13 protein-coding genes are annotated in these 16,983 nt (G+C 70.9%); 2 read left to right on the forward strand and 11 right to left on the reverse strand.

The features are described 5' to 3' along the window. Positions 1 to 4: 4 nt before the first annotated feature. Positions 5 to 730, reverse strand: a complete 726-nt coding sequence (locus tag ACFYO2_RS25135; RefSeq protein ID WP_388353116.1) for an ABC transporter ATP-binding protein — start codon at positions 728 to 730, stop codon at positions 5 to 7. An 11-nt stretch (positions 731 to 741) separates the two neighbouring features. Beyond that, entirely contained in the window at positions 742 to 1,986 is a 1,245-nt protein-coding gene (locus ACFYO2_RS25140; protein ID WP_388353118.1) for an ABC transporter substrate-binding protein, read from the reverse strand. 129 nt (positions 1,987 to 2,115) lie between these two features. Between ACFYO2_RS25140 and ACFYO2_RS25145 the strand changes: the two genes are divergently transcribed. Next, the gene (locus tag ACFYO2_RS25145; protein ID WP_388353121.1) at positions 2,116 to 4,833 is read left to right on the forward strand and encodes an ATP-binding cassette domain-containing protein; all 2,718 of its coding nucleotides are present in this window, start codon (positions 2,116 to 2,118) and stop codon (positions 4,831 to 4,833) included. A 16-nt stretch (positions 4,834 to 4,849) separates the two neighbouring features. On the opposite strand, the gene ACFYO2_RS25150 is transcribed toward ACFYO2_RS25145, so the two are convergent. The 7 genes from ACFYO2_RS25150 to fabG form a co-directional block, all read right to left on the reverse strand. After that, a complete protein-coding gene (locus ACFYO2_RS25150; RefSeq protein WP_388353124.1) occupies positions 4,850 to 6,850 on the reverse strand; it encodes a primary-amine oxidase in 2,001 nt (666 codons plus the stop codon). Beyond that, positions 6,847 to 8,424 (reverse strand): APC family permease, encoded by a 1,578-nt coding sequence (locus ACFYO2_RS25155; RefSeq protein WP_388353127.1) that lies wholly within the window; start codon positions 8,422 to 8,424, stop codon positions 6,847 to 6,849. Before ACFYO2_RS25155 ends, ACFYO2_RS25150 begins: the two co-directional genes overlap by 4 nt. Before the next feature lie 134 nt (positions 8,425 to 8,558). Then, positions 8,559 to 9,353: an SDR family NAD(P)-dependent oxidoreductase gene (locus ACFYO2_RS25160; RefSeq protein ID WP_388353130.1), complete on the reverse strand. Its 795-nt coding sequence runs from the start codon at positions 9,351 to 9,353 to the stop codon at positions 8,559 to 8,561. 16 nt (positions 9,354 to 9,369) lie between these two features. Then, positions 9,370 to 10,578 (reverse strand): acetyl-CoA acetyltransferase, encoded by a 1,209-nt coding sequence (locus ACFYO2_RS25165; RefSeq protein ID WP_388353133.1) that lies wholly within the window; start codon positions 10,576 to 10,578, stop codon positions 9,370 to 9,372. Further along, entirely contained in the window at positions 10,578 to 12,023 is a 1,446-nt protein-coding gene (locus ACFYO2_RS25170) for an OB-fold domain-containing protein (RefSeq protein ID WP_388353135.1), read from the reverse strand. Before ACFYO2_RS25170 ends, ACFYO2_RS25165 begins: the two co-directional genes overlap by 1 nt. A gap of 1 nt (position 12,024) precedes the next feature. Next, a complete protein-coding gene (locus ACFYO2_RS25175; RefSeq protein WP_388353137.1) occupies positions 12,025 to 13,311 on the reverse strand; it encodes an acetyl-CoA C-acetyltransferase in 1,287 nt (428 codons plus the stop codon). Between the two features lie 70 nt (positions 13,312 to 13,381). Then, entirely contained in the window at positions 13,382 to 14,128 is a 747-nt protein-coding gene (gene fabG, locus ACFYO2_RS25180) for a 3-oxoacyl-ACP reductase FabG (protein WP_388353140.1), read from the reverse strand. A 113-nt stretch (positions 14,129 to 14,241) separates the two neighbouring features. Here fabG and ACFYO2_RS25185 point away from each other — a divergent pair, with 113 nt between their 5' ends. Further along, positions 14,242 to 15,459, forward strand: coding sequence for an acyl-CoA dehydrogenase family protein (locus ACFYO2_RS25185; protein WP_388353143.1), 1,218 nt, complete (start codon positions 14,242 to 14,244; stop codon positions 15,457 to 15,459). Here ACFYO2_RS25185 and ACFYO2_RS25190 read toward each other — a convergent pair. Further along, positions 15,456 to 16,034 carry a DUF2889 domain-containing protein gene (locus ACFYO2_RS25190; RefSeq protein WP_388353146.1) on the reverse strand — a complete coding sequence of 193 codons (579 nt, stop codon included), beginning with the start codon at positions 16,032 to 16,034 and terminating at the stop codon, positions 15,456 to 15,458. The two genes, ACFYO2_RS25185 and ACFYO2_RS25190, sit on opposite strands and share 4 nt — an antisense overlap. Beyond that, positions 16,031 to 16,918, reverse strand: coding sequence for an enoyl-CoA hydratase-related protein (locus ACFYO2_RS25195; protein WP_388353149.1), 888 nt, complete (start codon positions 16,916 to 16,918; stop codon positions 16,031 to 16,033). Before ACFYO2_RS25195 ends, ACFYO2_RS25190 begins: the two co-directional genes overlap by 4 nt. Between the last annotated feature and the right edge of the window lie 65 nt (positions 16,919 to 16,983).

The following is a 16,983-nucleotide window of genomic DNA, read 5'->3' on the forward strand; positions in this document are numbered from 1 at the left end:
CACCTCATTCAGTTGCGTACGTTGTCTTGTCCGCTGTGGTTTCCGCGAGGTACGACGACTCGATCGCGTCCAGGTCTCCGCGCAGTTCCTTCGGGGTGCCGGTCATGGTGACGCGGCCGCGGTGCAGGACGTACACGCGGTCCGCGATGTCCAGCACCTTGCGCACGTGCTGTTCGACGAGCAGCGCGCCGAGGCCCCGGTCGGCCGCTTCGCGTACCGCGCGCAGGAGGCGGTCGACCACCAACGGGGCGAGGCCGAGGGAGAGTTCGTCCGCGAGGAGCAGTTTGGGCGCGCGGCACAGGGCGCGGGCCAGCGAGAGCATCTGCTGCTCTCCGCCCGACAGCATGCCCGCGCCGGTTCTGAGGCGTTTTTCGAGTTCGGGGAAGAGTTCCAGCGCCTGCTGGGACCTCACCCGGCCGACCCGCAGGTTGTCCGCGGTGTCGAGCCGGGTGAAGACCGCCCGCTCACCGACGTACGCCAGGCCTTGGCGGGCGCGGCGGTGCAGCGGTGCGCGGCCGGGTTCGTCCAGCCAGCGCACCTCGCCGCCCATGAGGGCGAGGCTGCCGGAGAGCGCCCGGAGCGTGGTGGTCTTGCCCGCCCCGTTGGGGCCGAGCAGGGCGACGACCTCGCCGGGCCGGACCTCCAGGTCGAGTTCGCGTACGACCGGCTGGCTGCCGTATCCGGCGGACAGCGAGCGTGCTTCGATCAGGGGTGCGTCGGTGTTGTCCACGGGTTTGCTCCTCAGCCGGACATCGCGGCCGTCAGCACCTTGCGGACGTCGACGAAGGTCGATCCGGGCTTGGCCCATTCGATCTTTCCGTCGCGGATGGTCAGTTCGGTGGCGGTGGTGTTGTGGATGCGGTCCATGCCCTTGATGGGCAGGGCCGTGGACGCCTTCCAGCTCAGCGGCGGGGTCAGTCCGCCGGTGCTGATGCCCGGGGCGGTGTCGAGCTCCTGCACCAGGGCCTTCGCCGTGATCGTCGGGAGCTTCTTGGCGGCCTCGGTGAAGACCTTGAAGGCCACCCAGGTCGTCTCGTTGGCACCGTTGCTGGTGTCGATGTCCTTGTCGCCCTTGGTGGCTGCGAGGAAGTCGTTCCAGGCGGCGTCGGAGGTCGGCGGGAAGTAGCCGGTGATCGCGGCGCCCTCCAGAGGGCCGCCGGCTCCGCCGGTGCTCTCGGCGAGTTGCGGGGTGAGGTTGCCGACGACGCTGCCGAGCTCGGTCTTGGCGCCGGACTGGACGTACGACTTCACGAACAGGCCGGAGGCGGTGCCCATGATGACGCTCACGCAGTCGCTTCCCTTGGTCGCGGCGGCGACCTGCGGGGCGAGGTCGGTGGCGGTGAGCGGCACCTTGATGTCCTTGGGCGCCGGCGCCCCGGCGGAGACCGCGCCGACGGTGAGGAACTGCGAGACGACGGCGGCGGCGGCCACGTCGTAGCGCACGCCGGAGATCTTCTTGCAGCCGCTCTGCACCAGCTGCCGGCCGTGGGCCGCGAACACCACCGGGGTGCCGCCGTTGACCGGGAACGACAGCGGGTTGGAGAACTCGGCCGCCGAGACTCCGGTGCCGCCGATGTACGGGATGCCGGCCTTCTGCAGGATGGGCATGTAGCGATCACCGGCGAGGCTGTAGGAGCCCACCACCGCGACCACCTTCTCGGCGACCGCCTGCTGGGCGCACTTCTCGGCCTCGTCGGGGTTGCCCTTCTCGTTGCAGGTGAGGACCTTCAGCGGAGCGCCCTTGATCCCGCCGTTGGCGTTGATCCACTTCTCGTACGCCTGCGCGGTGAGCCGGACTCCGGGCTGGGCGCTGCCCTGGGTGTCCTCCGGCGCCCAGACCATCACCTTGACCGGTGTGCCCTTCAGGGCGGAGGTCTCCTCATTCGAACTGCCGGACGCCTCTCCCCCGCAGCCGGCGGCGAGCAGGACTCCGGTCACCGCGAGGGCGCTCGCTGCGGCGGTTCTGCGTCGGCGTGAGTGGTTCATGGTTCCTCCGCTGTGCTCGTCGTCGAGATGCCGAACAGCATGGGGTGCGTTTTGTGGTTAGTGAAGTACTCTCGGCATAATTATTTAAATGAATGTGCTGTCTCGCTCCTGCCCTCGGGAGGTTCCTCGATGGACGACGTCCTGCGTTTCGCGCTGCTCGGCCTCGGGCTCGGTGCCCTCTACGCGCTCACCGCGCACGGCATCGTGCTGGTCTACCGGGGCTCCGGCGTCCTGAACTTCGCGCACGGCGCGATCGGAATGGCCGGGGCCTATGTCCAGTGGGAGCTCGCCACCCAGCACGACGTGCCGTACTGGCCCGCCACCACCTGCGGCGTGCTCACCTCCGCGGTGCTGGGCGTGCTCACCCACCTGTTGGTGCTCCGCCCGCTGCGCAGAGCGTCCTCGCTGGCCCGCCTGGTCGGCACCCTGGCGGTCTTCATCGTGCTCACCGCGATCGCCGTCAAGCGCTACGGCGACAGCCTGGAGCTGGTGCCGGGCAAGCTGCCCACCAAGCTGCTGACGATCGCAGGCGCAACGGTCTCCGAGGACCGCATGTGGCTGATCGGCATCGCGGTCGTCGTGACCGTGCTCCTCCATCTCCTCTACAAGCGCACCCTGTTCGGCCTGGGCACCAGCGCGGTCGCGGAGAACGAGGGCGCGGCCGCCTCGCTCGGCTGGTCCCCGGACCTGATCGCCACCGGCAACTGGGCGCTGGGATCGGCGCTCGCCGGGCTGACGGGCATCCTGATCGTGCCGGTCATCGGTCTGTCGGTGACCGGGCTGACCACCCTCCTGCTGAGCGCCCTGGCCGCCGCCCTGGTCGGCAGGTTCTCCTCGTTCCCCGTCACGCTGGCGGGTGGCTTGGTCATCGGCGTCGTGCAGTCCGAACTGACCCGCTTCGGCTCCGACGTCACCGGGCTCGCCGCCTCGGTCCCCTTCCTGTTCATCGCCCTGGTGCTGGTCGCACGCGGCCGGGCGCTGCCGCTGCGTGGCACCTTCCTGGACCGGCTGCCCGGTCTGGGCACCGGGAAGGTCCGCCCCCTGCCGTTGGCACTCGCGGTCGTGGCCGGGCTGTCGCTGGTGAGCCTGGCGACGCCGCTGTGGGCCGACGCGATCACCACCACCCTGGTGCTGTCACTGATCATCCTGTCGATCGTCGTGGTCACCGGGTACGCGGGACAGGTCTCGCTCGCGGCCTACGCCCTGGCCGGGACCGGCGCCTTCCTCGCCGGACACGCGGCGGCCGACTGGGGGTGGCCGTTCGAACTCGCCCTGCTGGCAGGGGTGTTGGGTACAGTGCCGATCGGCTTGCTCTTCGCGCTCCCGGCGGTCCGTACCCGCGGCGTCAATCTCGCGATCATCACGCTCGGCCTCGGTACCACGCTGGAGGCGATGGTCTTCCAGAACACCGACCTGTCGACGACCCCCGGCAGCGACGGCATCGCCGTGGGCAAGCAGACACTCTTCGGGATCAGCATCTCCGGCGTCGACCATCCGCAGCGGTACGCCGCCGTGGTGCTCGTGTTGTTCGTCGCCGCCGCGCTCGTGGTCGCCAACGTGCGGCGCAGCCGGACCGGCCGCCGGCTCATCGCCGTACGGGCGAACGAGCGGGCCGCCGCCGCCCTCGGCATCGACGTCCGCGCCGCCAAGCTCTACGCCTTCGGCCTGTCCGCGGCCATCGCCGCGCTCGCCGGAGTGCTCACCGGCTTCCGCTCGACCTCGGTCGTCCTGTCCGACTTCGCCAGCTTCGGCTCCATCACCGCGCTCGGCCTCGCGGTCATCGGCGGGGTCGGTTTCCTCGTCGGCCCGCTGTTCGGCGCGACCTTCGCCGCGGGCACGGTGGGTGCCCGGTTCGGGGACCTCGTGCTGCCCGGGCTCAGCGAGTGGATGCCGCTGATCGGCGGAATCATCCTGGTGCTGACGCTGGTGGGCAACCAGGACGGCATCGGCAAAGGGCTCGGCACACGGGCGGCGGGGAGCCGGCGCAAGCTGCCCCCGAAGCGGCCGGCGACCGTCCCGAAGGACGAGCCGTCAGCCGCCCCGACCGTGACCCGTGCCGCCCCACTCCCCCTCCAGGTACGGGACCTGACGGTCCGTTACGGCGGTGTCGTCGCCGTCGACGGGCTCTCGCTGGACGTCGAGCCGGGCCGGGTCGTCGGCCTCATCGGTCCCAACGGCGCCGGCAAGACCTCCGCCATCGACGCGGTCACCGGCTTCACCCGGGCCGCGTCGGGCAGCGTGCGTCTCGGCGACCGGGACGTGACCCGCCTGCCGGTCCATCAGCGGGCCGCCGCCGGGCTCAGCCGGTCCTTCCAGTCACTGGAGCTGTTCGAGGACATGACCGTCCTCGACAACCTCTATGCGGCCTGCGACCGGCCCGGGCGCTGGGCCCACCTCACGGACCTGATCCGCCCCGGCAGCCGCCCACTCCCCGCCCATGTGCTCGTCGCGGTACGGGAGTTCGGTCTCCAGGACAGTCTGGACCGGCCGGTGGGCGACCTGTCGTACGGGGAACGGCGGCTGCTGGCCATCGCCCGCGCGGTGGCGGCCTCACCGTCCGTGCTGCTCCTCGACGAACCGGCCGCGGGCCTGTCGGACGACGAGACCCGGGAACTGGCCCATCTGGTGCGGCGGCTCGCCGAGGACTGGGGCATGGGGGTGCTGCTCGTCGAGCACGACGTCGACATGGTCATGAGCGTCTGCGACCAGGTCGTCGTCCTGGACTTCGGACGCCGGATCTGCGCCGGCACCCCCGAGGAGGTGCGGCGCGATCCGGCGGTCCGGGCGGCCTACCTGGGCGACTTGACCCCGGACGAAGCGGCGGAAGAGGACGCCGTGAGCGCCTGAAGCACGTGGGGCGCGCTCAGCAACAGGCCGCGGCGTCGTCGGTGCGGCAGTGCGTGCTCTGGCTCGGCGGCAGGTCGAGAGCCGGATTGCCGTCGAAGAAGCCGCTCGGCTTGAGCATGAAGCCGATGGTGCTGACCGGCATGACCGGCCAGTCCTCCGGGCGGACGACATGGTGGGCGCCGAAGGTGTACCAGACCACCACGTCGGTGTCCTCCAGCGGACGGTCGGCTGCCGCGTAGGCGGGCAGCCCCTCCCCGCCGGGGTTCTGGTTCGGATAGTCACCGGCGGCGAAGCGCTCGGCGGGATCGTAGGCGGTGACCCACAGATGGCTCGCGGTGAAGCCGGCTCGGGGAGCGAACAGCGCCTCCGGCGGGTACATCGGTACGGTGTTGCCTCCCGGCATCAGCGTGTACGCCACCGGCTCGCCGAGCCCGGAGAGCTTCCCCGGGTTCTCGATCTTCCAGTACCGCGCCTTCGTCGGATCGATCTGCCGCTGGGCCGCCGACTCCTGCGCCAGGACGTTCCGCCGGGTCTCCCAGGCGTTGTTGTGCGGATTGCCCGGCCCCGCCGGGCTGGCCACCGAGTCGATCTCGACCACGGTGTTCTCCGGGCCGTCAACGCTCATGTCGAGGCGTACGCAGAAGAAGTGCTGGTGGTGCGGCCCATAGAGACCTGGCGCTACGAGCGTGCCGTGCCGTGGCTTCTCGCCGAGGGGCAGCGCGCCGGTGGAGATGACGCCGGTGAGCTTGACCTCGTACTCGATGGTGCCGTCGTTGTAGAGGTACCAGAAGTAGCCGTACTCGTAGTTGCCGACCGTGGCGATCATGGAGATGACCAGGCGCCGCCGGCGCCGCACCTGTACGGCGCCGGTGCGGAAGTCGGTGTGCTTCCAGGCGATTCCGGCGTCCTCCTCGTGCATGCACACGGCGTTGGGGATGGTGACCGGGGCACCGTCCTGGTCGTTCACCACCCCGTCGAAGTACTGGATGTGCCCGACGCAGTCGCAGCCGAGGGTGAGGGAGTTGGCGAGCCATCCGACGCCGTACTCGCCCTGGTCGAAGACGTTCTTGAAGCGGTGGGTCGGCGCCGGGTCGCCGTAGGGGACGTACATCTCCGACAGGGAGGCGCGGTAGAGCACGGGGCGCAGCGTGCCCCGGTCGTCGTAGCCGACCTGGTGCAGTACCAGGCCCTCGCGCGGGGTGAAGCCGATCCGCAGCCGCCACTTCTGCCAGCTCACCTCGTGTCCGTCGACGCTGAAGCTGGCGCCCTCGGGCTGGGTGATCTCGATGGGCCGCACATCGTCGCGGTACGCCGGGAAGGCGGGGACGTTGTCCGGGTCGAACTGGAACTCCGGTTCGTAGTTGCCGGGCCGGGGCGGGAACGGTACGACGCCATGGTCCTCGACCTCGACGACCTTGCGCTCGTCCAGGTCCACGACCACCACCAGGCCCTCGACGGGGCGGGCGTAGCCGTGCTCGCCGGGCGCGGAGCGGACCCAGGTGAGCGGGCGGGCGATGCGCCGGGCCGTCGGGGCGTCCTGCGACCCGGTCCAGCTCGCCGCCCAGGGGTCGACCATCGTCAGGGAGAAGTCCTCGACACCGCGGCGGCGCATCGCCTCCTGCCACCGCGGATCGTCGCGCACGATGTCCTCGCAGGCGTTGAACTCCTCGTCCATGATCGGGGGTTGCACACCCTCGATGTGCCGCCAGGACACGACCCCACCGGCGGTGAGTGACACCACCGCCTCGTAGGTGCGCCGCTCCGCGCGCTCGTAGAGCAGGACGAACGCCTCGCGCGGCAGCGAGGGTTCGCCGGGCTGCCACGCGAGGACGTCCGGCTTGGGGGGCTCGTGCAGCGTCACGAAGACGAAGCGGGCGGACGCGGCGAGTCCTCTGGCCTCGCGGAGGAGTTCGGCGGCCGCCGCGATCTCCGGGGCCGACAGCGGTTCGAGGGGATGCGCGGGACGTGCGGGGCCGATGGTCTCGGCAGGGTCACCGGCGGCGGTGGTCGTGGTCATGAGACGGCCACCGCCGGCTCACCCGCGGCGTCTTCCACGTCGGGGTCGGCGAGCTCGAAGTGTCCGAGTGCCGCGTACTTCTCGGGGCTGAGTGAGCGCAGTACGACGGAGATGACGACACCGGCCAGGAACATGGCGAGCACGATCCACGGCAGATAGGTGATGAACGGGACGTCCTCGGCGCCCGCCAGCACGGTCCGGTTGTCGATCAGCAGATAGCAGGCGCCGATCATCGCCGCGCCGCCGAGGACGGGGGCGACGAGCGTGGCGAACCAGTGGAAGCCGTCGCGCGCGGTGGTGAGGAAGTAGCGGATGATCGCCGCCGAGGCCAGGGCCTGCACACCCAGGATGCCCAGCACGCCGAGCAGCGGCGACCAGGTCCCGAGCTTCAGCAGTGCTCCTTCGGCGCTGGAGTCGTAGATCACGAATGCCAGCACGTACAGGCCCACCGTGGCGCTCACGGTCATCGCCGCGACGATCGGGCTGTGCCGGCGCGAGGTGCGGGCCAGGACGGACGGCAGGACGCCTTCCCGGCCGAGCGAGAACAGATAGCGCGCACCGGTGTTGTAGAAGGCCATGGCGCAGGCGAAGGAGCTGGTGATCGCGAGCACTTCCATGGCCGTGGTGAGCGGGGAGCCGACGTACCGGTCGGACAGCGGGTAGAAGGCCGAGGCGAACTTGCCCGCGAACTGGTCCTTCACCGCCTGCACCGACTCCGGCAGGCCCCATCCGGTGACGTACACGTAGGACACGAACATGTAGAACACGCCGAGGCCGATCACGGAGCCGTAGGTCGCGCGCGCCGCGATCTTGTGCGGATCGCGCGACTCCTCGGCGTAGTTGGGAGCCATCTCGAAGCCGACCCAGGACCAGAAGGCGGCGAAGAGCGCCACACCTGCGGCCGCCGAGCCGAAGACCTTGGTCGCGTCGTCGTTGCCGAACAGCTCGCCCGGGTTGAGCGGGGCCGCCGAGAGGCCGTGGGCTCCGCCGTCGATCATGACGCCGATCCCGAGCACCAGCAGGACCAGTACCTCCGACACGAGCAGCACGCCGAGGACCTTGGCGGTCAGCTCGATGTGGAACCAGGCGAGCAGGCTCATCACCGCGAGCCCGCCGAACATGTAGACCGCCACCGGGACGGACACTCCGGTCCACTCCTCCACGCTGGTCGCGGCGAAGTAGCCCATCACGCCGATGACGGCGGCGGAGAAGATGATGTAGCACAGAGCGATGAGCACACCGGAGCCCACACCCGTGATCCGGCCGAGACCACGGCTGATGAACGTGTAGAAACCGCCGGTGGACGTCACCCGGCGGCTCATCGCGATGTAGCCGACGGAGAAGACCGTCAGGGCCACGGTGGCCAGCAGGAACGCGGCGGGCGCCGCGTAGCCCCCGCCCATGACGGCCACGGGGACGTTGAACAACATGGCGGTCATCGGTGCCGCCCCGGTCACGATGCAGAACAGCACGGACGGCAGGCCGAGCGCGGCGGAATCAAGACGGCCGTGCTGGGGTACGGGGGTGGCTTGTGGATCGACGAGCGGGCTGGTGGAGACGGGGACATCGGTCACGGCGGCCTCACGGGGGATCGGAAGCGGAACCATCACACCTGGTGCCCGGACCGTAGGAAGGGTTCATTGCTTCACAATTGCCACCCGGTAAAAACGCCGCCCTGTTCGGCGAGGGAAGGAAATCAGCCAACTCCTCATCCAGAGCGCAGATCTGCCACATACGGCTGGTGGGACAGCAGCCCGCCGTCCACGCGCAGGGTGTGCCCGGTGATGAAGGCCGACTCGTCGCAGGCGAGGAACACGACCGCCGACGCGACGTCCTCCGGGCGCCCCAGACGGGGCGTGAGGTGATGGCGCAGCATCGCCTCCCGGATCGCCCCGTGCGCGGAACCGGAGCTGGCCGGCGTGACGATGAACCCCGGCGCGATGGCGTTGCAGCGCACGCCCTGCTTGCCGTACTGGGTGGCCACGTACTGGGTGAGGTTGATGAGGGCGGCCTTCGAGGCGCCGTACGCCGGGTTGCGCAGGTCGCCCGAAAGCCCGGACCCGGACGAGGTGTTGATGATCGAGCCGCCGCCGCGCGCGATCATGTGCGGGACGGCGGCCTGGATGGCGACCATGGTCCCGCGCAGGTTGATGCGCATCGTGTCGTCCCAGACCGCCGGATCGGCGTCGACGACGGCGAGGTCCTGGCGGGCGGCCAGGTGGGTCGCCGCCGCGTTGTTGTGCAGGACGTCGAGACCGCCGTACGTCTCGACCGCCGCGGCCACCATGGCCCGTACGCTCTCGATGTCGCCGAGGTCGACCGGAACCGCTGTCGCCGAGCCTCCGGCGGCACGGATCTCCTCCGTGACCGCCTTGGCGCCCTCGAGGTTCAGGTCGGCCACGACCGTGTGGGCGCCCTCGGCCGCCACGCGACGCGCGGTGGCGGCGCCGATGCCGGACGCGGCCCCGGTGACGACGGTGATCTTGTCTTCGAGTCGCCCCATGGTCGAACCACCTTTTCTATGCGGTGAGTTGGCTGCCTACGACCGACACGAACGAGACGCACTCGCCGGGTCCGCCGCCGAGGTTGTGGGTCAGGGCGAGCGAGCGTCCTTCGGCCACGGACTTCACCGTCCGCTCGGCCGGTGCCTCGCCCCGCAGTTGCAGCCACGCCTCGAACATCATCCGCAGGCCCGAGGCGCCGATGGGGTGGCCGAAGGCCTTCAGGCCGCCGTCCGGGTTGACCGGCAGTGAGCCGTCCAGGTCGAACGCCCCGCTGCTCACGTCCTTCCAGCCCTGACCGCGCTCGGAGAAGCCCAGATCCTCCATCAGCACCAACTCCGTGGGCGTGAAGCAGTCGTGGACCTCGGCGAGGGCGAGCTCGGTGCGCGGGTCGGTGATGCCCGCCTGGCGGTAGGCCTCCTGCGCGGAGGCGACGACCTCGGGGAAGGTGGTGAAGTCGTACTCCGGGTCGAGGAGTCCGTCCGCCGGGCCGGCGACGAAGGACAGCGCCTTCACGAAGATCGGCTTGTCGGTGTACCGGTAGGCGTCCTCGGCGCGGACGACGATCGCCGCCGCCGAGCCGTCCGAGACGCCCGAGCAGTCGAACACGCCGAGCATGCCCGCGACGATCGGGGCCGACCGGATGCGCTCCAGCGGCACCTCCTTGCGGAACTGGGCGCGCGGGTTGCGGGCCCCGTTGACGTGGTTCTTCCAGGCGATGCGGGTGATGACGTCCTTCATCTCCTCGTCCGCCAGGCCGTACTTGGCGGCGTAGGCGGGGGCGAGGAGGGAGAAGTTGGCGGGGGCGGTGATCTCCCCGCGGCTGTCGTCGCCCGCGCCCGGGATGACGGTGCCGGACAGCCCGGACATACCGGAGTCCTTGAGCTTCTCCACGCCGACGGCCATCGCGACGTCGTAGGCGCCGGAGGCGACGGCGTAGCAGGCGTTGCGCAGGGCCTCGGAGCCGGTCGCGCACATGTTCTCGACGCGGGTGACCGGTTTGTTGGGCAGGTGGAGCGCCCGGCTCAGGGTCAGGCCGGACACGCCGGAGGCCTGGGTGCCGAACCAGTACGCGTCGATGTCGTCGAGGGTGATCCCGGCCGAGGCGACCGCCTCGCCCACGGCGTCGATCAGCAGGTCGTCCGCCGAGCGGGTCCAGTGCTCGCCGAAGGGCGTGCAGCCCATGCCGACGATCGCGACCCGGTCGCGTATTCCGTGCGAGCCCATCAGTGTGTCCCCTCGGTCTCGTCGGTCTCGCCCGAGCGCACCGGCCGGGCCTTCCAGAAGTAGTTGTGCACTCCGGACGCCGTGACGGTGCGCCGGAAGGTCATCTCCACCCGGGCCCCGATGACGGCGTCGGCCTCAGTGGCGTCGGTGAGCTGGCAGCGGAACCGGCCGCCGCCGTCGTAGTCGACGACCACGACCAGCATCGGCGGACTCGGCGTGGCCGCCAGGCGGTCGACGGTGAACGTGGCGACCGTGCCGCGCACGTGCGCCATCGGCTCGTCGGTCATGGCGTCGACGCTCCGGCACGACACGCACACCCGGTCCGGTGGCAGATGCCGGGTGGCGCACTTCTCGCACCGGGAGGCGACGAAACCGTACTTCCAGCCCGTGCGGCGGTGTGCGGGCGGGGCGTAGGGCGGCTCGGGGTCCGGGCGCCGGGGTGGTTCGCGGTCGAGGAAACCGCGCCAGGACAAGTAGGTGGCGTACGGCATCGGGGCGCTGCCCGCGGCGATCTGCGCGGCGACTGGGCGGGCCGCGCGGTGTGCGGGGAGTGCGTCGGTGGTGCGCAGCAGCAGGACTCCGGCGCCGTCGCCGAGCACTAGCAGGGCGATGACCTCGCCAGGCCGGGCCCGGTCCAGGACGTCGGCGAGGAGCAGGCCGGGCTGGGCGGTGCCGGCGTTGCCGATCGCCCCGGTGAGGTCCGGCGTCACCGCCTCGGGTCGTACGCCCGTCGTGCGCCGGACCGCCGCGCAGGCGCGCGCGTGCAGGCCGGAGACGACGAGGTGGTCGATCGCCCCGAGGTCGAGGCCCGCCTGGTCGAGGGCGGCGCTGAGCGCCTTGTCCGCGAGGGACACGTAGATCTCCTCGGCGAAGCGCTCCTCCCAGACCCGGGACGCGGGCGCGCCCGGCAGCCGCCAGCGGTCGAGGATCTCGTCGCTGACCGTGTCGTGGGCGAGCAACTCGGCGATGACCGGGGCACCGTTGCGGTGTCCGCCGAAGACGAACGCCGCGGCGCCGTCGCCACCCGCGACCTCGTCGCTGCCGCCGGGCAGGCCGGTGCGCAGGTCGGACAGGACCGTCAAGGTCGGTACCGGGGACCGGGCGGCCGTGACCAGGGCGCCGAGGCCGGAGCGCACGGAGCCGGCCATGTCGGCGGCGAGCACGTGCTGGTCGAGGCCGAGCGCGGCGTGCACGGCGGTGGCGTTCGTCTTGTCGAGGTAGGCGGGTGCGGCGGTGGCGAGGAAGAGCTGGCTGACGCGGGCGCGCAGGCCGTCGCGGGCCAGCGCGCCGCGGGCCGCCTCGACGGCCATGGACGTGGTGTCCTCGTCGTAGCCCGCGACCGCGCGGGTTCCCTTGCCTCCCCTGCCGCCCAGGGCGGCTGCGACGTCCGTCCGCGCGAGGCGGTGGTACGGCACGTAGGCGCCGTATGCGATCAGTCCGGCCATGTCAGCGTCCTCCATGAGCGTGGGTTGCGTCGGTCGGCCGTTCGAAGACCGCGGCCAGGCCCTGGCCCCCGCCGAGGCACATGGTCTCCAGGCCGTAGCGGGCCTGGCGGCGGTCCAGTTCGCGCAGCAGGGTGGCGAGGATGCGGCCGCCGGTGGCGCCGACGGGGTGGCCCAGCGAGATGCCGGAGCCGTTGACGTTCAACCGCTCGAAGTCGGTCTCGGTCAGGCCCCATGCGCGGGTGCAGGCCAGTACCTGTGCGGCGAAGGCCTCGTTGAGTTCGATCAGGTCGATGTCGGCGAGCTTCAGACCGGCTCGCTCCAGGGCCCGGGCGGTGGCGGGGACCGGCCCGATGCCCATCGTCTCGGGGGGTACGCCGACGACGGCCCAGGAGACCAGGCGGCCGAGCGGGCGCAGACCGAGTTCGGCGGCGCGCTCGGGGTGGGTCACGACGCACAGTGCGGCGCCGTCGTTCTGTCCGCTGGCGTTGCCGGCCGTGACGGTCGCCTCGGGGTCCTGGCGGCCGAGCACGGGACGCAGCGACGCGAGCTTCTCCAACGAGGAGCCGGGGCGTGGGTGTTCGTCGGTGTCGATGACCGTCTCGCCCATGGGGGTCCCCCCGCTCGAGCGAAGCCGAGAGTGGGGGAGGGTGCGTACGGTGACCGGCACGATCTCGTCGGTGAACCGGCCCTCCCGCTGGGCCGCGACGGCCTTCTCGTGCGAGCGCAGGGCGAGTTGGTCCTGCTCCTCGCGGGGGATGGCGTACTCGCGTCGCAGGTTCTCGGCGGTCTCCAGCATGCCGCCCGGGACCGGGTGGTTGACGCCCCCGGAGGTGACCCGGCCGCGGGCCAGCCGGTCGTGCAGGGTGGTGCCCGCACCGCGTACGCCCCAGCGGACGTCGGTGGTGTAGAACTCGGCCTGGCTCATGGACTCGACACCGCCGGCCAGCACGAGGTCGCTCGCGCCGGTCTGCACCTGCATCGCCGCGGTGATGATCGCCTGCAGTCCGGAGCCGCAGCGGCGGTCGATCTGCAGTCCCGGGACCTCCACCGGCAGACCGGCGTCCAGGGCGGCCACCCGGCCGATGGCCGGCGCCTCTCCGTTGGGGTAGCACTGGCCCAGCAGGACGTCGTCCACGGCTGCGGGCGGTATGCCGGTGCGTTCCAGTACGGCGCGGACGACCGTGGCGGCGAGTTCGGCCGCCGTCACGTCGCGGAAGACGCCGCCGTAGGCGCCGACGGGGGTACGCAGGGGTTCGCAGATCACCGCGTCACGCAGGAGGGCGGGCATCGGGTGGGCCTTTCGTGAGGGTACGGGCGTGGGGGCGGCGCTCACTTGCGGGCGAGGCACGTGCAGGCGCTCACATGTACCGGCCGCCGGTCACCTCGACGACGGCTCCGGTGACGTAACTCGCCAGGTCGGAGGCGAGGAACAGGACGACCTGGGCGACCTCGGCGGGCTCTCCGGCACGTCCCATGGGGATCTCCGCGAGCTTCGCGTCCCAGGCGGCCTTGGGCATCGCCTCGGTCATGGCGGTGCGGATCAGGCCGGGTTGCACGGCGTTGACGCGGATCCCGGCCCGGGCGAGTTCCTTGGCGGAGGCCTTGGTGAGGCCGACGAGTCCGGCCTTGGCCGCGCTGTAGTTGGTCTGCCCGAAGTTGCCGACCTTGCCGGCGATGGAGGAGATGTTGACGATGCTGCCGCCCTGACCGTGCGCGCGCATCGCCTCGGCGGCGTACCGGGTGCCGTTCCAGGCGCCTGTCAGGTGCACGTCGACGACGGCGCGGAAGTCGGCCAGGGCCATCTTGCGCAGGGTCGCGTCCCGGGTGATCCCGGCGTTGTTGACCATGACGCCGACCGGTCCGAAGGTGTCGGCGCAGTGGGCGACGAGGGCGGCGACCTCGTCCTCGTCGGTGACGTCACAACGCAGCGAGGTGGCCGCCACGCCGTTCTTGGCGAGGCGTTCGGCGGCTTCCGCCGCGGCGTCCTCGTTGATGTCACCGAGGACGACGGACGCGCCCTCGGCGCCGAGGACGCCGGCGATCTCGTATCCGATGCCCTGTGCGGCGCCGGTGATGACCGCGTTGCGGCCGTTCAGCAGTCCCATGTCAGCCCGCCCCTGACTCGACGCTATTCCTCTTAAATAGATAACCTATTATGCTGAAACAATCAATACAGTCATCGGCTGTGCGAGCGGGGCCGGACGAGGAGAGTACGCAGGTGGACATCAGCTATCCCCCCGAGACCGAAGCGTTCCGCACGGAGGTCGGGGCGTTCCTCGCCGAGACGCTGCCGACGGGCTGGACGGGCATCGGCGCCCTCGACGAGGAGAGTGCGTGGGCCTTCGCCCGCGACTGGCGCCGCCGGCTCGCCGAGCGCCGGTACCTCTCCCTCACCTGGCCCGAGCAGTACGGCGGCCTGGGCCTGTCCAAGCTCCACCAGGTCGTCCTGATGGAGGAGCTGGCCCTGGCGGGTGTTCCGTTCGGGCTGCCGCAGGACACCTTCGGGGTGAAGATGCTGGCGAACACGCTGTTGCGCTGGGGTACGGAGGAGCAGAAGAGCCATTTCCTGCCCCGCATCCTGAGCGGGGAGGACACCTGGTGCCAGGGGTACTCGGAGCCTGACGCGGGCTCGGACCTCGCCTCTTTGCGGACGCGCGCGGTGCGTGACGGCGAGGAATGGGTGATCGACGGCCAGAAGGTATGGACCTCCGGCGCCCACCACAGCGACTGGATCTTCGTCCTGGCCCGCACGAACCCGGACGCCTCCAAGCACCGAGGCATCTCGTTCCTGCTCGTCCCGCTCGACCAGCCCGGCGTCGAGGTGCGGCCCTTCCGCATGATGAGCGGACAGCTGCACTTCAACGAGGTCTTCTTCAACGGCGCCCGCACCCGCGCCGATCTCGTCGTCGGCGGCGTCGACAACGGCTGGACGGTCGCCCAGAGCCTGCTGGGCGTGGAGCGCGGGGAGGAAGCGGCGACCAACCCCATCCTCTTCAAGGCGGAGGTCGAACGTCTCGTCGAGCTGGCGCGTCTGCACGGCAAGGACCAGGACCCCGTCATCCGGCAGCGGATCGCCTGGTGCTGGTCCAAGGTCGAGATCATGCGCTATCTCGGCTACCGCATACTCACGGGCTGGCTCAAGGGCGCGGACCCGGGCCCCGAGACGTCGATCGCCAAGCTGTACTGGAGCGAGTACCACACCGAGGTCACCGACCTGGCGATGGACATCATGGGCCTGCACGGCCAGGTTCCGGTCGGCCGTCCGCCCCTGCGCACCTACCGGACCGACGACCCCGGCGCGGCGAACTCGTCGGCGTCCTGGTCGACGACGTACCTCATCGCCCGCTCAGGCACGATCTACGCAGGCACGTCCCAGGTGCAGCGGAACATCCTCGCGGAGAAGGTGCTGGGGCTGCCGCGTGAGCCACGGATCTAGACTTCACCAGCGTTTTTGAAGGTTCTGAGCTCCGGCACCGGGCGCGGCCCGGTGCCCGGGACCCAGCCCGCGTCGAGCTTGCGCAGGCCCACGCCGTTCGGCGCCCAGATGTGGCAGCTGTTCAGGACGCCCGCCGTGGAGCGCGGGTCGTGGGACTGTTCACCGGCGTACCGCAGGCCCGCGTTCGCCGAGATGGCCGCCTGTACGACCGCGGGGCCCAGAGCGCGGGTCAGCTCATGCAGGTGCGAGCAGCCCGACACTCCGCGGAACCGCTCCTGGATCGCCCGGTTGTATCCGGCGGCGACACTGAGCCCGACCAGGCCGTCGAACACCGGAGTGATCAACGGACACTCGGCGTGCGGGAAGGTCCGCATGTCCGCGTCGGCTCGGACGATGACCATGTCGGCGAGGCGTACGCGGACTGCGAGCGCCATCCGGTGGACGACGCCGGCCGACGGCTCGGCCCAGGGGCGCACGTCGCTCAGTTCCGCCTCGACCGAGATCTCGTCGCCGTCCTCCGCGTACGCGGTGACGGTGATCGTACGGCGGTGCAGCGGAAGTTCGGAGCGCGTCATGAGGAGGCCTCCCGCGGGAGCGCCGGGGCTGGGGCCGGGGCCGGGGCTGGGGCCGGGGCCGGGGCCGGGACTGGGGCCGGGGCCGGGGTCTCCCCCAGCCCCGCGAACTCCGGTTGTCTGCGCTCGATGAAGCTGCGCACGCCCTCGCGGTAGTCCGGGGCGCGTTTCGCCGTGGCCAGGAGGGCGGCCGCGTGGTCGCGGCTCTCGGTGAAGGTCCTCGCCTGGTCGTCGGCGAGCTGCCGCTTGATGAGGGACATCGCGTACGGGCTGGCCGAGCGGGCCAGATCGGTCGCGTAGGCGAGCGCCGCCGGGAGCAGGTCCTGCGGTTCGACCAGGCGGTTGACCAGACCCATGGCCAGGGCCTCCGTCCCGGTGATGCGGCGCGAGGACAGCAGCAGATCGCCGGCGTTGCCGTAGCCGATCAGCCGGGGCAGGATCCAGGACACGCCGTCCTCGGCCACCAGCCCGCGCGCGCTGAAGGCGGCGGCGAACTTCGCGTGCGGCACGGCGAACCGGACGTCGCACATCAGCGCCTGGTTGAACCCGATGCCCGCGCAGGCGCCGTTGACGGCCGCCACCACGGGCTTCGGGAAGGACATCGGGCGGGTGCGCGGGGGCAGCTGGTCCGTCGGCCACGGGCGGGCGCCCGACGAGGCGGCGTCGAGCACACTCATGTCCATGCCCGGGCAGAAGCTGCGCCCCGCACCGGTGAGCACCACGGCCCGCACCCGCGGGTCCTGCTCCGCCTGGTCGAACAGCTCGTTGTAGAGCAGCTCCATGTCCAGCGTCCAGGCGTTGTGCCGCTCGGGCCGGTTCAGGGTGAGCAGCATGACCCCGTCGTCGGTGAGCTCGGTGAGGATCACCGGGGTCGGGTTCTCGGTCATCGAGGTCACTCCCACGGGGTCCGTTTGCTGGGCTCGGGCTAATAGATAGATGAATCATCTATATA

This window comes from Streptomyces sp. NPDC006602 (assembly GCF_042870385.1).
Lineage (GTDB): Bacteria > Actinomycetota > Actinomycetes > Streptomycetales > Streptomycetaceae > Streptomyces.

Excerpts from the sequence above, each read along its gene's own strand:
- ACFYO2_RS25140 (WP_388353118.1), bottom strand. The coding sequence starts at position 1,986 with ATGAACCACTCACGCCGACGCAGAACCGCCGCAGCGAGCGCCCTCGCG.
- ACFYO2_RS25145 (WP_388353121.1), top strand. The coding sequence starts at position 2,116 with ATGGACGACGTCCTGCGTTTCGCGCTGCTCGGCCTCGGGCTCGGTGCC.
- ACFYO2_RS25150 (WP_388353124.1), bottom strand. The coding sequence starts at position 6,850 with ATGACCACGACCACCGCCGCCGGTGACCCTGCCGAGACCATCGGCCCC.
- ACFYO2_RS25160 (WP_388353130.1), bottom strand. The coding sequence starts at position 9,353 with ATGGGGCGACTCGAAGACAAGATCACCGTCGTCACCGGGGCCGCGTCC.
- ACFYO2_RS25165 (WP_388353133.1), bottom strand. The coding sequence starts at position 10,578 with ATGGGCTCGCACGGAATACGCGACCGGGTCGCGATCGTCGGCATGGGC.
- ACFYO2_RS25170 (WP_388353135.1), bottom strand. The coding sequence starts at position 12,023 with ATGGCCGGACTGATCGCATACGGCGCCTACGTGCCGTACCACCGCCTC.
- ACFYO2_RS25175 (WP_388353137.1), bottom strand. The coding sequence starts at position 13,311 with ATGCCCGCCCTCCTGCGTGACGCGGTGATCTGCGAACCCCTGCGTACC.
- fabG (WP_388353140.1), bottom strand. The coding sequence starts at position 14,128 with ATGGGACTGCTGAACGGCCGCAACGCGGTCATCACCGGCGCCGCACAG.
- ACFYO2_RS25190 (WP_388353146.1), bottom strand. The coding sequence starts at position 16,034 with ATGACGCGCTCCGAACTTCCGCTGCACCGCCGTACGATCACCGTCACC.
- ACFYO2_RS25195 (WP_388353149.1), bottom strand. The coding sequence starts at position 16,918 with ATGACCGAGAACCCGACCCCGGTGATCCTCACCGAGCTCACCGACGAC.